The 12,537-nt window shown below is 72.7% G+C and carries 11 protein-coding genes and 3 pseudogenes; 4 read left to right on the top strand and 10 right to left on the bottom strand.

All coding sequences use genetic code 11. From position 1 onward, the window contains the following. The first annotated feature begins 181 nt into the window (after nucleotides 1-181). The gene (locus tag ACIHEJ_RS23385; protein ID WP_400138420.1) at nucleotides 182-1,048 is read left to right on the top strand and encodes a tetratricopeptide repeat protein; all 867 of its coding nucleotides are present in this window, start codon (nucleotides 182-184) and stop codon (nucleotides 1,046-1,048) included. 4 nt (nucleotides 1,049-1,052) lie between these two features. Here ACIHEJ_RS23385 and ACIHEJ_RS23380 read toward each other — a convergent pair whose 3' ends face one another. The 9 genes and pseudogenes from ACIHEJ_RS23380 to ACIHEJ_RS23340 all read right to left on the bottom strand — a co-directional run. Next, a complete protein-coding gene (locus ACIHEJ_RS23380) occupies nucleotides 1,053-1,667 on the bottom strand; it encodes a response regulator (protein ID WP_400138419.1) in 615 nt (204 codons plus the stop codon). Then, nucleotides 1,664-2,854 (bottom strand): sensor histidine kinase, encoded by a 1,191-nt coding sequence (locus ACIHEJ_RS23375; RefSeq protein WP_400138866.1) that lies wholly within the window; start codon nucleotides 2,852-2,854, stop codon nucleotides 1,664-1,666. Before ACIHEJ_RS23375 ends, ACIHEJ_RS23380 begins: the two co-directional genes overlap by 4 nt. A gap of 5 nt (nucleotides 2,855-2,859) precedes the next feature. Continuing rightward, nucleotides 2,860-3,600 (bottom strand): ABC transporter permease, encoded by a 741-nt coding sequence (locus ACIHEJ_RS23370; RefSeq protein WP_400138418.1) that lies wholly within the window; start codon nucleotides 3,598-3,600, stop codon nucleotides 2,860-2,862. Further along, nucleotides 3,597-4,529, bottom strand: a complete 933-nt coding sequence (locus ACIHEJ_RS23365) for an ABC transporter ATP-binding protein (protein ID WP_400138417.1) — start codon at nucleotides 4,527-4,529, stop codon at nucleotides 3,597-3,599. Before ACIHEJ_RS23365 ends, ACIHEJ_RS23370 begins: the two co-directional genes overlap by 4 nt. A 145-nt stretch (nucleotides 4,530-4,674) precedes the next feature. Next, nucleotides 4,675-7,035 (bottom strand): hypothetical protein, encoded by a 2,361-nt coding sequence (locus ACIHEJ_RS23360; RefSeq protein ID WP_400138416.1) that lies wholly within the window; start codon nucleotides 7,033-7,035, stop codon nucleotides 4,675-4,677. A 159-nt stretch (nucleotides 7,036-7,194) separates the two neighbouring features. Further along, entirely contained in the window at nucleotides 7,195-7,611 is a 417-nt protein-coding gene (locus tag ACIHEJ_RS23355) for a DUF6113 family protein (RefSeq protein WP_400138415.1), read from the bottom strand. Beyond that, nucleotides 7,608-8,462 (bottom strand): N-acetyl-1-D-myo-inositol-2-amino-2-deoxy-alpha-D-glucopyranoside deacetylase, encoded by an 855-nt coding sequence (mshB, locus tag ACIHEJ_RS23350; protein WP_400138414.1) that lies wholly within the window; start codon nucleotides 8,460-8,462, stop codon nucleotides 7,608-7,610. Before mshB ends, ACIHEJ_RS23355 begins: the two co-directional genes overlap by 4 nt. Before the next feature lie 9 nt (nucleotides 8,463-8,471). Further along, a pseudogene (locus ACIHEJ_RS23345) lies at nucleotides 8,472-9,055 on the bottom strand (Uma2 family endonuclease). A 52-nt stretch (nucleotides 9,056-9,107) separates the two neighbouring features. After that, nucleotides 9,108-9,558 (bottom strand): annotated as a pseudogene (locus ACIHEJ_RS23340) (helix-turn-helix domain-containing protein); the annotation flags it as partial. On the opposite strand from ACIHEJ_RS23340, the pseudogene ACIHEJ_RS23335 reads away from it, so the two are divergent. Continuing rightward, nucleotides 9,559-9,843: pseudogene (locus ACIHEJ_RS23335) on the top strand (Scr1 family TA system antitoxin-like transcriptional regulator); the annotation flags it as partial. Next, entirely contained in the window at nucleotides 9,840-10,019 is a 180-nt protein-coding gene (locus ACIHEJ_RS23330; RefSeq protein WP_400138413.1) for a DUF397 domain-containing protein, read from the top strand. The pseudogene ACIHEJ_RS23335 and the gene ACIHEJ_RS23330, both read left to right, overlap by 4 nt. Before the next feature lie 31 nt (nucleotides 10,020-10,050). Here ACIHEJ_RS23330 and ACIHEJ_RS23325 read toward each other — a convergent pair whose 3' ends face one another. Then, nucleotides 10,051-10,245, bottom strand: a complete 195-nt coding sequence (locus tag ACIHEJ_RS23325) for a hypothetical protein (RefSeq protein ID WP_351238397.1) — start codon at nucleotides 10,243-10,245, stop codon at nucleotides 10,051-10,053. Between the two features lie 164 nt (nucleotides 10,246-10,409). Between ACIHEJ_RS23325 and ACIHEJ_RS23320 the strand changes: the two genes are divergently transcribed. After that, entirely contained in the window at nucleotides 10,410-12,536 is a 2,127-nt protein-coding gene (locus tag ACIHEJ_RS23320; protein WP_400138412.1) for a prolyl oligopeptidase family serine peptidase, read from the top strand. Nucleotide 12,537: the final 1 nt, after the last annotated feature.

Genomic DNA, 12,537 nt, shown 5'->3' with positions numbered 1-12,537 from the left:
CACCGGATGCCGTCGGCGCCCCGCGGCCCGCGGTGGACGCCTCCCGTGGGCCCCGGTCGGCCGGTGAGGTCGCCGGTCGGGGCCGGTCGCGGGGGGACGTGTCCGCCGCCGCCGGGCCCGGGCCGCATTCCGCTGCCGTCGGTGTGTCGTAGGAACCGCCTTGGAAGGGCATGAGCCTCGCATGCGTCACCCGAAGCTGCCGCCGCCGTATCCGCCGCCGCCGGACCGGGCCGCCGAGCTGCGCCGGCGGTTCGGTCAGGAGGCGCGGTCGGAGCGGCCGGATCTGTCGGCGCTGTGTCTGCTGATCGGCGCCGAGGCGGACGGCTCGCTGGACGAGTCCGGCATGGACGCGGCCCAGGCGGAGCTGGACCGGCTGGCGGGCGAGCTGCCGTACCGGCCGGGCGGGCCGGGTGCCTGGGCGGAGGCCGTACGGCGGCTGCTGGGCGGGCGGTACGAGTTCCACGGCACGCCGGGCGACTACCAGCGCCTGGAGTCCTCCCTGCTGCACGAGGTGCTGCGCCGGCGGCGCGGGCTGCCGATCCTGCTGTCGGTGGTGTGGCTGGAGGTCGCGCGCCGGGCGGGGGCTCCGGTGTACGGGGTCGCGCTGCCGGGCCACTTCGTGGTCGGGTTCGGCGCGCCCGGGGAACAGGTGCTCGTCGACCCCTTCGGCGGGGGGCGGGTGCTGACGGGGACGGACACCGAGCTGCTGGTGGCGGGCGCGACCGGGGCGCCGCTGGACGCCTCGATGCTGGAGCCGGCCGCGCCGCTGGAGGTCGTCCAGCGGATCCTGAACAACGTCCGGGCGTGGGCCACCGCACGGCCCGAGCGCTCGGACGTCGCGCTGTGGGCCGTGGAGCTGGCGCTGCTGGTGCCCTCGCATCCGGCGCGGCTGCGCTACGAGCGCGGGCAACTGCTGGTGCAGCGCGGTGACTTCATCGCCGGTGCCGCGGAACTGGACGCCTACGCCGAGCTGATCGAGGTCGTCGACGAGCCGGCCGCCCGCAAGGTGCGCGAGCAGGCGCACACGGCACGGGCCATGCTCAACTGACCCCTCACAGCCAGCCCTTCTCGCGAGCGGTCCGCACCGCCTCGGCCCTGTTGCGCACCGCCAGCTTCTGGATGGCCGTGGAGAGGTAGTTGCGGACCGTGCCCTGGGAGAGGTGGAGGGTCTGAGCCAGTTCGGCGTTGGTGGCGCCGTCGGCCGCCGCCCGGAGCACCTCGCGTTCGCGTTCGGTGAGGGGGTTGGCGCCCTCGGCGAGCGCGGCGGCGGCCAGGGTGGGGTCGATGACCCGCTCGCCGGCCAGCACCTTGCGGACCGCGGCGGCGAGCTGGGCGGCCGGCGCGTCCTTGACGAGGAAGGCGTCGGCGCCCGCCTCCATGGCGCTGCGCAGATAGCCGGGACGGCCGAAAGTGGTGAGGACGACCAGCTTGACCTGCGGAAACTCCCGGTGCACCCGGGCGGCGGCCTCGATGCCGGTGCAGCCGGGCATCTCGATGTCGAGCAGCGCCACGTCCACACCGTGCGCGCCGACGGCCGCGAGCACCTCGTCACCGCGGGCGACCTGCGCGACGACCTCGATGTCGTCCTCCAGGCCGAGCAGCGCGGCCAGCGCCTCGCGGACCATCGACTGGTCCTCGGCCAGCAGGACCTTGATCGTGCTCGTCATGCCCCGGATCCTACGTCCCCGGCGGGGGCCGTGGGCACGCGGGCGACCAGCCGGAATCCGTGCTTGATCCGGCCCGCCTCCAGGGTGCCGCCGGCCTTCTCCAGGCGCTCGGTCAGACCCGTCAGACCGTTGCCGGGGCCCTTGCCCGAGCCGCCCGATCCGTTGTCCTCGACGGACAGTTCGAGGACGGGCCCGTCCAGCGTCTGACAGCGTTCCAGCCGTACGGCGCACCGGTCGGCGCCGCTGTGCCGGACCACGTTGGTGACCGCCTCGCGCAGCGCCCAGGCGAGCGCGGACTCGGCCTCCTCGGCGACACCGGTCAGGTCGGGCTCGGCGGGCACCTCGGCGGTGACGCCGGCGGCGGTCAGGGCGACCTGGGTGCCGGCGAGCTCCACGGCGATCCGGGGACGCCGGTAGCCGGTGACGGCCTCCCGGACGTCGACCAGGGCCTGGCGGCTGACCTGCTCGATGTCGGCGACCTGCTGCGCGGCCTTCTCGGGATGACCGGGCAGCATGCGGCCGGCCAGCTCGCTCTTGAGCGTGATCAACGAGAGGGAGTGGCCGAGCAGGTCGTGCAGGTCGCGGGCGAGCCGCAGCCGCTCCTCGTTGGCGGCGAGCTCGGCGACGGTGGCCCGCGCCTTGCGCAACTCGACGGTGGTTCTGATGAGTTGACCGACTCCGACCATCGCGAAGCCGATCAGCGGGACGAGGAGCAGGGTCTCGTCCGCCTTCTCGTTCCAGCGCAGTCCGACGAGGTACATCACCACGGTCGCCGCGGGGATCGACCAGAACGCGGCCCGGACCGGCAGGGTCGCCCCGCAGGCGACCGACAGGTAGACGAACAGGCCGAGCCAGGCGCCGCCGAGGGTGTACGCCAGCAGGGGGGCGAGGACGGCGAGGGCCGAGAGCAGCGAGATGACGACGCGTGGCGAGTAGGGCCGGCCGATGTTCCGGAAGACCAGCGTCAGATAGGCGGTGACGAAGGCGGCGAGGCCGATCGCGCCGCCGACCGTGGCGCCCGTGGTGTGGTGGCCGGAGGCCAGGTCCTTCACCGGGGAGCTGAGGAAGACCAGCCAGACGCCGATCCACAGCACCTTCACCATCAGCTCGCGCCGGTTGCGGGGGCCCTGGCCGATCCGCACCTGGTGCTCCGGCCGCACCTCACCGGTCTGCCGGTCTTCCGTCATCGTGCTCACGCCTTCAGCGTGTCCTTCCGGTACAGCCAGGCCGCGCCGCCCGCGAACAGGACGAAGTAGACGGCGAGGACGGCGACGTCCGTCGCGCTCGGGGCCTGGCTCTGCTCGATCGCCCGTCCCAGAGCAGCGTACGCGTGCGTGGGCAGCCACTTGGCGATGTCCTGCAGGATCTGCGGGAAGGTGGTCGAGGGCATCCACAGGCCGCCGAGGATCGACAGGCCGAAGTAGACGATCATCGTGATCGGGCGGACCGCGTCACCGGAGGCGAGGTAGCCGATGGCGACACCGAGCGCGGCGAAGACGAGGCTGCCGGCCCAGATGACCCCGGTGAGGGCGAGCCACTGCCAGGCGTCCAGGCGGACGTGCTTGAGCGCGGCGGCGGCGACGAACACCACGACGATGGACGGCAGGCTCACCACGGCGGCGCTGGCGGTCTTGGCGAGGACGTAGCCGCGCCCGGGCAGCGTGGTCAGCCGCAGCTGCCGCACCCAGCCGTTCTCGCGCTCCTTGGCGATGCGCTCGCTGTTGCCCATGAGGACGGCGGTCAGCGCGCCGAAGGAGGCCATGGAGACCATCAGGTAGGTGGCGACGGTCAGGCCGGTGTCGTCGACCTTCTCGCCGGAGCCGGAGCTGCTGGAGAAGATCAGGAAGAGGATCGCGGGGTAGAGCACCGAGAAGAACAGGAACTTCTTGTTGCGCAGGGCGCGGGCGAGTTCGAGCTTGATCAGGGCGTTCACGACTGCTTGGCCTCCTCGGCCTCCGTGATGGCGACGAAGGCCTGCTCCAGACCGAGGCCGGCGACTTCGAGGTTGCGGGGGTAGACACCGAGGCCGTACAGGGCGTGCACGGTGGCGTCGGCGTCGGACGACTGGACGCGGACGGTCTGTCCCGATATGTCGATGGACGTCAGGAAGGGCAGGGCGCGCAGGGCGGCCTCCTCGATCTCGCCCTCCAGGTCGAAGGCGATCCTCCGGGCGCCCGCCTTGGCCTTGATCTCGGCGGCGGTGCCGTCGGCGAGGAGCCGGCCGCGGTGCAGCACCAGGACGCGGTCGGCGATGGCGTCGGCCTCTTCGAGGTAGTGGGTGGCGAAGAGGACCGTACGGCCCTGGTCGGCCTGCTCGCGCATGGTGGCCCAGAAGGCCTGGCGGGCGGAGACGTCCATGCCGGTGGTCGGCTCGTCCAGGATGATCAGGTCGCTGTCGCCGGCGGTGGCGAGGGCGAACCGCACGCGCTGCGCCTGTCCGCCGGAGAGCTTGTTGACCTTGCGGTCGGCGATCTGCGTGACACCCGCGCGGGCCATCACGTCACCGGCCCGGTACGGCTTCGGGTGCAGCGAGCAGGCCAGCTTCACCAGCTCGGTGACGGTGACGTCGTCCATCAGACCGCCGCTCTGCAGCATGGCCCCGACCCGCCCGGCGACGATCGCCTCGCGAGGGGTGCCGCCGAACAGGCTCACCGTGCCACCGGTGTCGGGGTGCTTCAGGCCGAGGAGCAGGTCGAGGGTGGTGGACTTGCCGGCCCCGTTCGGGCCGAGCAGGGCGACGGTCTCGCCCGGGTACAGCCGGAGCGAGAGCCCGTCGACGGCCCGCACGCTCCCGTACGTCTTGGTCACCTGGTCGAAGCCGACCACCGGGGTGGTGGCGGCCGGTGCCGCAGTTGTCGTCATGGCATCCATGGTCGCGGCGGGGGGACCCGGCCCGGCAGTGTCGCGGGTCCTCGGCGCCGGATGACAGATGTCATACGGAACGGGTGACGGTACGACGCAGGGGGCGCCCGGTGTCGCTGGGCGCCCCCTGTCGGCCGGCGTCCGGCTAGCTCGGGTTCGTGGAGATGACCGCGACCCGGTTGGTCTTGCTCAGCAGCGCCTGGCGGAGCGCGACGTAGACGTCCTGCGGGGTGACCGCCGTCTTCTTGCCGTTGCCGCGGGTGATGAGCACGCCGTCGAAGGCGCCGCCGTAGAGCTGCTTCAGGGCGTCCAGGTCGGGCTTGTCGACCAGCTTGCCGTCCGCGGTGGGCACCACCCGGAGGAACTTCCACAGCGACTTCTGCGGGCTCATCAGCACCGCGTGCCCCGGGCCCGCCGAGACGGTCACGCTGCCGGACATCGCCGGCTTCGCGAACTCCTTCAGCTCGCGGTCGACCTCGGCGTTCGACACCGTCGGCTGCTTGGTCGTCGACGGGACGGTGACCGGGGTCGCGGTGCCCGTCTCCACCAGCGTGCGGTAGGCCTGTTCGACCGCCTGGGTCGACCCGCCCGCGTCGATGGCCTTGCCCGCCTTGCCGTAGACGGCCACGGCCTTGCCCGACTCGAAGGTGATGCCGCCCTCGACCACCGAGCCGGAGCCGCCGCCGGTCTGCTGGAGCGCGGCCTGCAGCTTCTCCTCGTCCACCGGCATCGCCGGGTCGACCACGCGCTTCTGCCCGAAGAGGGAGCCGATGACGTGGACCGGGTTGTAGTCGCTCTTCGCGGCCTCGCTCACCGTGGCCTGGAAGTCGAACTGCAGGCCGGCGTTCTCCGGGGTGATGGTGACCGTCTTGCCGCCCACGGCCAGCTTGAGCGGCTTGTTCACCTGCTTGCCGAAGGCGTCGTCGAGCTTCTTGACCGCGTCGTCACGGGTGCCGCCGCCGATGTCGACGCCGAGCACCGTGGTGCCCTTGGGCACGTCGGTGTGGTTCATCAGCAGTCCGGCGCCGTAGGCGCCGCCCGCGACCACGACCACGCCGACGCCGAGCAGGACCAGCTTGCTGCGGCCCTTCTTCTTCGGCCGGGCCGCCGCCTTGGGCGCGGCGGCCGGCTCCGGCTTGGGGGCCGCGGGCGCGCCCGGCCCGTCGGGGCGCGTGCCGAACGGCGGCTTGCCCGCGCCGGGGATCACCGGGATGCCGCTGGTGACGGTGTGTCCGGAGACGTTGTCCGCGGCCGGCGAGCGGTAGCCGGGCGTGCCCGGTCCGGGGGCCGGCTTCTGCGGGGTGAGGATCGCGGTGTCGTCGCTGAGCCCGCCGCCGGGACCGAGCCCGGTGGGCGCGCCGCCGGGGCCGCCGTGTCCGGCGGGGCCGTCGAGATCGGCGAGGTCGGACAGGGCGCTGCGCGGGGCCTGGGCACCCGGGCCGCCGAAGCCGCCGGCGCCGGACGGGCCGTCGAAGGGCTCGCCGGGGCCGCCGACCGGCGGGACGAGGGTGCTGTCGCCGGTGACCGGGCCGCTGGTGGGGCCTGCGGGGCCGCCCGGACCGTCGAAGCCGCCGGCGCCGCCGGGCCCGCCCGGGCCGCTGAAGCCGCCGGGGGCGCCGTGCCCGTTCGCACCGCTCGCACCGGGGGCTCCCGGGCTGCCGGGGGCTCCGACACCACCGTAGCCGTCGCCGCCGTTCGCGCCCGGGGTGCCGAAGCCCTCGGTGCCGCCGCTCTCCGCGAAGTACGGCAGGTCGTCCCGGCGCGGTTCGCCGCTGCCGGGCGTGCCGGGGCGGGAACCGCCGCCGAGCGGGCCCGCGGTCAGGGCCTCGGTGACGTCGAAGGAGCCGGTGCCGCCGCCGTGGCCGGGGGCGACGGGGCCGCCGGTGGCGCCGGGCAGGCCCTTGCCGTTCGTGGAGCCGGGGCGGGAGGCGCCCGGCACGCTCATGGAACCGACCACACCGCCGGGACGGCCGCCGCCGGGGCGTGCGCCGGTGGTACCGGCCGTGCCGGATGCTCCCGAACCACTCGGACGGGTGCCCGGCGCGCCGGTGGCGGTGCTGGAACCGCCCGGGATTCCGGCTCCGTTCGTGCCGCCGCCGCCCGGACCGCCCTTGGGGGCGGAGGACTTGCGGGGCGCGAACCAGTCGCTCGTCTTCTCCTCGGCCGGGGCCGCGGGCTCGGCGGGGGGCTCGGTGGTGCCGGTGGGCGTCCGGTCGGGCGCGGGCCGCGTCTCCGCGGCGGGCGCCTCGTCCCCGGTGCCCTCGGTGTCCCCGACGGGCTTGCGCACGACGACCGGCGGGATGGGCCGGGATCCGGGGATGTTGATCCGGATCCGGGTCGTCAGCGTGGTCTCGGTCTTCTTCTCCTCCGGACGCGCGCCCGAACGGCCCGCGTCCGTACCGTCGTCGGAAGCCATGGGGGTCCCGTACGGCGGCGTGCCGGAGGGGTATGCGGCTCCGCCGCGCCCGTTGGGCCCGGAGGACGGAGTGTCAGTTTCACGACTCAAGGCAGGTTCTCCCAGTTGGCTCCACCGCCCGTTACGACCTGAACTCTCGGGCGGCTCGGCGGCGCGCACCACCATACTGGCCGCTTCTGGCGCGCAGCCCATGACCGCTGAGGAAACCCACACCGGACTCGCACGCGCGTCGCACGGCGAAGTGGTACGTCACTTGGCAAGTCGGGCAGAGCCGCCGCGAGGTTGCCGCGCGGCGCCAAGGGTGGCGCAGATCACAGCGAGGGCCATGCCGCCGAGCAGGAAGAGATAGGAACTGCCGCCTGCGCCGAAGAGGAAGTCTCCTTCGGGGCGGGTGGCGGTGAGCAGGACGACGGCGACGATCCAGCCGGCCGCGGGGGCGACCGCCCCGGCCCGGCCGCCGGTGGCGTAGGACCCGCCGAGGAACGCCCCGGCCGCGCCCGCGAGGGCGAGCAGCAGCCCGCCCGGGAACCAGGCGGCCTGCACCAGGGCCCCGGCGAGGGCGACGACCGCGCCGAGCAGGAACAGGCCGACGTAGGCGACGGCGCGTCCGGCGGAGGGGGGTCGCAGCGGCTGGGCGAGCAGCGAGCCCTGTCCGTTGTCGCTCATGCCGCCTCCTCGATCCCGGCGAACAGGTCGCTCTCCCCGGGCTGCGCCGTGCCGCGGACCAGCTCGTAGTACTCGGTGGCGAACAGCGGCTGGGCCAGGTTGTTGGAGAGCGCGAAGTACGGCTCGGCCACGGCGATCTGGGTGGCGTGGGCGCGCATCGCGGCGGCCTTGGCGGCGGCGTGCGCGGTGCCGTCGACGGTGGTGGTGATCCGCTCGTCGTCCACCACGCCCGGTACGTCGTCGACGTCGGCACTCTTGTCGAACGGCAATACGGACAACTCGTCCTGGAGGCGGGCGAAGGCGGCGTCGGCGACGGAGCGCGGGACCCGGTTCCAGTAGACCTTCGCGATGCGGTGGCCCCGCTCGGCCGCGAGGTCGACGGCGCGCATGGCGACACGGTGGGCCTGGATGTGGTCCGGATGGCCGTATCCGCCCTGGTCGTCGTAGGTCACGAGGACCTGGGGGCGAATCTGCAGGATCACCTCGGCCAGGAGCCCGGCGGCCTCGTCCACGTCGGCCTGCCAGAAGCAGCCGGGGTCGTCGTTGTCGGGGATGCCCATCATCCCGGAGTCGCCGTAGCGGCCCGCGCCGCCGAGCAGCCGGACGTCCTGCACGCCCAGCTCGCGGGCGGCGGCGGCCAGCTCACCGCGCCGGTGCGCGCCCAGCGCCGGGCCCGCCAGATGCCGCAGCCCGGGCGGGATGACCTCGCCCCGCTCCCCCAGGGTGCAGGTGACCAGGGTCACGTGCGCACCTTCGGCCGCGTACTTGGCCATGGTCGCGCCGTTGTTGATCGACTCGTCGTCCGGGTGCGCGTGCACCAGGAGAAGGCGTCGGGCGGGGAGATCCGTCATGGGACCAGCTTATGAGGCGGTCTCGTCCTGGTAGCGCGGCAGGCCGTCCGTGGAGATGGTCCAGTCGGCGATCGTGACGTCCTCGCCGTAGACGAAGTCCTTGCGGGTGGCGTAGCGGGGGCCGCCGGGGGTGGCGTGGATGTCGGTGAGCACAGTGCCGGTGCCGGTGCGAGGGTCGAAGATCGCGTAGATGGGCGCATCTTGCTGACCCAGTCGTTGTCCGGGTTGGAGCGGGAGACGATTTCGACAGCGGCGATGAGCGTACGAGGGTCGAATGATCCGTCTCCCTCCATGTCCGCCTCGGCGATCACCATGATGTCGGGGCGGCGCATGATGCCTTCTGGCTGCACCTCGACATCGGGCTCGCCTGTGTGGGCCACGATCTCCTCGGGCATGACCTTCTCCAAGCGTTTCCGGACACGGAGCGCGGTGAGCTCGTGCGGCCGGACAGGCGACATCATGTCGAGGACGATCCCTTCCTTGGTGATCTCGAACTTGCCGGGAAGGGTGCCGTCCGTGGACTCGACGAAGTCGCGCATGGCCCGGTACAGGTGGGAAGCGCCCTGCTGTGCGTCGTCCGAGGCGATGGTCATGGCGCTCGCTCCTCGTCGTCTGTGCCCAGGGGCAAGGATCGTCGCTTTCATGCTAGGTGGCCTCCAAGAGATCGGTTCGGCAGCCACGGCAGCGGCCGGGCTCGGGTGCGCGGAAGGGGCGGTCGCAGCCGTCGCAGGTCTGGAACGGGTGCCGTACGGGCGGTGGAGCGGACGGTGCGCGGAACGGAGGTGGGAGGCAGCTGCTCGGTGAGGCGGTGGGCCGGCAGGGCGGCGGGCCGGTGCAGTGCCTCGGGTCGCAGGTCGGCGGTCAGCGCCCGCCGTACGGCGGCGGGACCGACGTCGCGCTCCAGCCAGGCGGCGACACCGGGGGCCAGGTGGGCCGCGTCGCGGGCGGAGAGGAACAGCCGGGAGTCGAGGCGGTGCAAGTCGGCGAGGAGGTCGCGAGGCTTTTGATGTCCACCCGGGCGCCCTTGGGCAGCGACTGGATGTGGCAGGCCAGACCGATCGCCGGGAGGGAGAGGTCCGGGTGCCGGCGTGGCGGGCAGCAGCTCGAACGTCTACTGCAAGTCGGGCGATTGCACAACGTCGTGCTTCAGGTGATGCCGATGGACTGCGACACCCACTCGGGACTGGACGGTCGGATCGAACTGATGAAGTTCGCGGACGGCACCGCCGTCGGTCGCTCCGACGGCGCGTTCAACAGCCGGCCCGTCTCCGAACCCAAACACCTGCGCATCCTCGAGCTGCGATATGGCACGATCCGGGCCCAGGCGCTCTCGCCACGGGAGTCACTGGCCCTCATCGAGCAACTGCTGGGAGAAACATGAAGCTGACGTGGTTCGAGAGCAGCTACAGCGACGGCCCCGATGGCGACTCGTGCGTCGAGATCGCCATCGCCCCCCACACCATCCACGTCCGCGACTCCAAGCACACCACCGGCCCCCGCCTCGCGCTCACGCCGGAGTCATGGGCCCGGTTCGTGTCGTACGCGTCCGAGCGCTGACCAGCGTCCGTCTGCGCCCGACGCGGCCCGCTCAGAACTTGATGCTGCCGATCATGCTGGCGACGTTCGTCGTCAGCTGACTGATCGTCGGGGCGACGGTCGAGGAGGCGAGGTAGAAGCCGAGCAGCATGCAGACGATGGCATGCCCGCCCTTGAGCCCCGACTTCTTGATCAGCAAGAAGACGATGATCGCCAGCAGCACCACCGCCGAAATCGAGAGTGCCACGGCGGCTCACCTCCAAAGATCGCCAGATCTAGATCAGTAGAGCAAATCCATGCAGATGCCAGCAGGTTCATACCCACTCAGCGGTAGTGATCATAACTATCCGTACTCGCGCATCGCTCGGCGCACGGCCGCACAAGGGGGCGCATGGCCAATATGGTCGGGGTATGACGACCGAGCCTGACTCCTTCCCCCGTCGGCACGCCCGGACCCAGCGGTTCACGCTCGGCGCGCCGCGTGCGTTCACCGTGGCGCCCGACGGTTCGCGTGTGGCGTTCCTGCGCTCCGGCTCCGGCACCGACCGGGCCAACTCCCTCTGGGTACTGGACCTTCCGGACGGCGGCGAACGGCTGGCCGCCGACCCGGGCACCCTGCTCGGCGGGGCCGGCGAAGAGCTGTCCGCCGAGGAGCGTGCGCGCCGGGAGCGCAGCCGGGAGGGCGGTGCCGGCATCGTCGGCTACGCCACCGACGCGACCCTGGAGTTGGCGTCTTTCGCCTTGTCAGGGCGGCTGTTCACGGCCGAGCTGCGGGCCGGCACGGCACGTGAACTGCGGGTCCCGGGACCGGTGATCGACCCGCGTCCGGCGCCGGACGGCCGGCACATCGCGTACGTGGCGAACGGGGCACTGCGCGTGGTGGGCGCCGAGGGCGAGGACGACCGCGCTCTCGCCGAGCCGGAGTCCGAGCACGTCACCTACGGCCTCGCGGAGTTCATCGCGGCCGAGGAGATGAGCCGTTCGCGGGGCTTCTGGTGGGCGCCGGACGCACGCCGGCTGCTCGTGGCGCGCGTGGACGACACGCCGGTACGGCGGTGGTGGATCGCCGATCCGGCACACCCCGGACGTGAGCCACGCGCTGTCGGCTACCCGGCCGCCGGCACCCCGAACGCGGACGTACGGCTGTTCGTGCTCGGCCTGGACGGAACGAGCACGGAGGTCGCGTGGGACCGGTCCCGCTATCCGTATCTGGCTCGAGTGCACTGGTCAGAGGCGGGTGCGCCACTGCTGCTCGTACAGGCGCGGGACCAGCGCAGCCAGCTGTTCCTTGCTGTCGACCCGGACACCGGGGCCACCCGGATGGTGCACGCGGACGAAGATCCAACTTGGCTTGAACTGTTCGCTGGAGTGCCCTGCTGGAGCCCGTCCGGGCAGCTTGTCCGGATCGCGGACGAGGGGGGCGCACGGGTGCTGACGGTCGGCGAACGGCCGCTGACCAACGGCCAGTTGCACATTCGCGCGGTGCTGGACGTGGGCGCTCACGACGTACTGGTCTCCGCCTCGGCGGGTGCGGAGGCCCAGGCGCCGGAGATCGGCGAGGTCCATGTGTACCGGGTGAACGAACTCGGCGTGGAGCGCGTGTCGCAGGAGCCCGGGGTGCACGCGGCGGTCCGTGCCGGGGAGGTGACGGTTCTGATGTCCGCGGCACTGGACAGGCCGGGCGCCCTTGTCCAGGTGCTGCATGACGGAAAACCGTTGGCGACTGTCCGGTCGTACGCAGAAAATCCCGGTCTGTCCCCCCGCGTGACCCTCACCCAGGGGGGCGCACGACGAATTCCGTGCGCCGTGCTTATGCCACGGGACTACCACGGTGACGCTCCCTTGCCGGTCCTCATGGACCCCTACGGCGGTCCGCACGGCCAGCGGGTGGTCGCCGCGCACAACCCGCACCTGACCTCGCAGTGGTTCGCCGACCAGGGCTTCGCGGTGGTCGTGGCCGACGGCCGTGGCACCCCGGGGCACTCGCCGGCCTGGGAGAAGGCGGTCCGGGACGACCTGGCGGCCGTCGTGCTCCAGGACCAGGTCGACGCGCTGCAGGCCCTCGCCGGGGAGTTCCCGCTGGACCTGGGCCGGGTGGCGATCCGGGGCTGGTCGTTCGGCGGCTATCTGGCGGCCCTCGCGGTGCTGCGCCGCCCGGACGTCTTCCACGCGGCGGTGGTCGGCGCGCCCGTGACCGACCTGCGGCTGTACGACACCCACTACCAGGAGCGCTACCTGGGCCACCCGGACGAGCAGCCGGAGTGCTACCGCCGCAACTCGCTGATCGACGACGCGGGCCTGGTCGACCCGGCCGAGCCGCACCGGCCGATGATGATCGTCCACGGGCTGGCGGACGACAACGTCGTCGTCGCCCACTCCCTGCGGCTGTCCTCCGCCCTGCTGGCCGCCGGGCGCCCGCACGAGGTGCTGCCGCTGTCCGGGGTGACGCACATGACCCCGCAGGAGGCGGTCGCGGAGAACCTGCTGCGGTTGCAGCTGGACTTCCTGCGGCGTTCGCTGCCCCCGGCGGCCCGCTAGC

Source organism: Streptomyces sp. NPDC052301 (assembly GCF_044593395.1).
GTDB lineage: Bacteria > Actinomycetota > Actinomycetes > Streptomycetales > Streptomycetaceae > Streptomyces.
Note: the sequence above shows the minus strand (reverse complement) of the source record. Positions and strands in the feature narration are given on the sequence as shown.

Bases quoted from the DNA above. Each gene is read 5' to 3' on its own strand.
- ACIHEJ_RS23320 (WP_400138412.1), top strand. From the start codon at position 10,410: ATGACGACCGAGCCTGACTCCTTCCCCCGTCGGCACGCCCGGACCCAG.
- ACIHEJ_RS23385 (WP_400138420.1), top strand. From the start codon at position 182: ATGCGTCACCCGAAGCTGCCGCCGCCGTATCCGCCGCCGCCGGACCGG.
- ACIHEJ_RS23380 (WP_400138419.1), bottom strand. From the start codon at position 1,667: ATGACGAGCACGATCAAGGTCCTGCTGGCCGAGGACCAGTCGATGGTC.
- ACIHEJ_RS23330 (WP_400138413.1), top strand. From the start codon at position 9,840: ATGAAGCTGACGTGGTTCGAGAGCAGCTACAGCGACGGCCCCGATGGC.
- ACIHEJ_RS23365 (WP_400138417.1), bottom strand. From the start codon at position 4,529: ATGACGACAACTGCGGCACCGGCCGCCACCACCCCGGTGGTCGGCTTC.
- ACIHEJ_RS23375 (WP_400138866.1), bottom strand. From the start codon at position 2,854: ATGACGGAAGACCGGCAGACCGGTGAGGTGCGGCCGGAGCACCAGGTG.
- ACIHEJ_RS23355 (WP_400138415.1), bottom strand. From the start codon at position 7,611: ATGAGCGACAACGGACAGGGCTCGCTGCTCGCCCAGCCGCTGCGACCC.
- mshB (WP_400138414.1), bottom strand. From the start codon at position 8,462: ATGACGGATCTCCCCGCCCGACGCCTTCTCCTGGTGCACGCGCACCCG.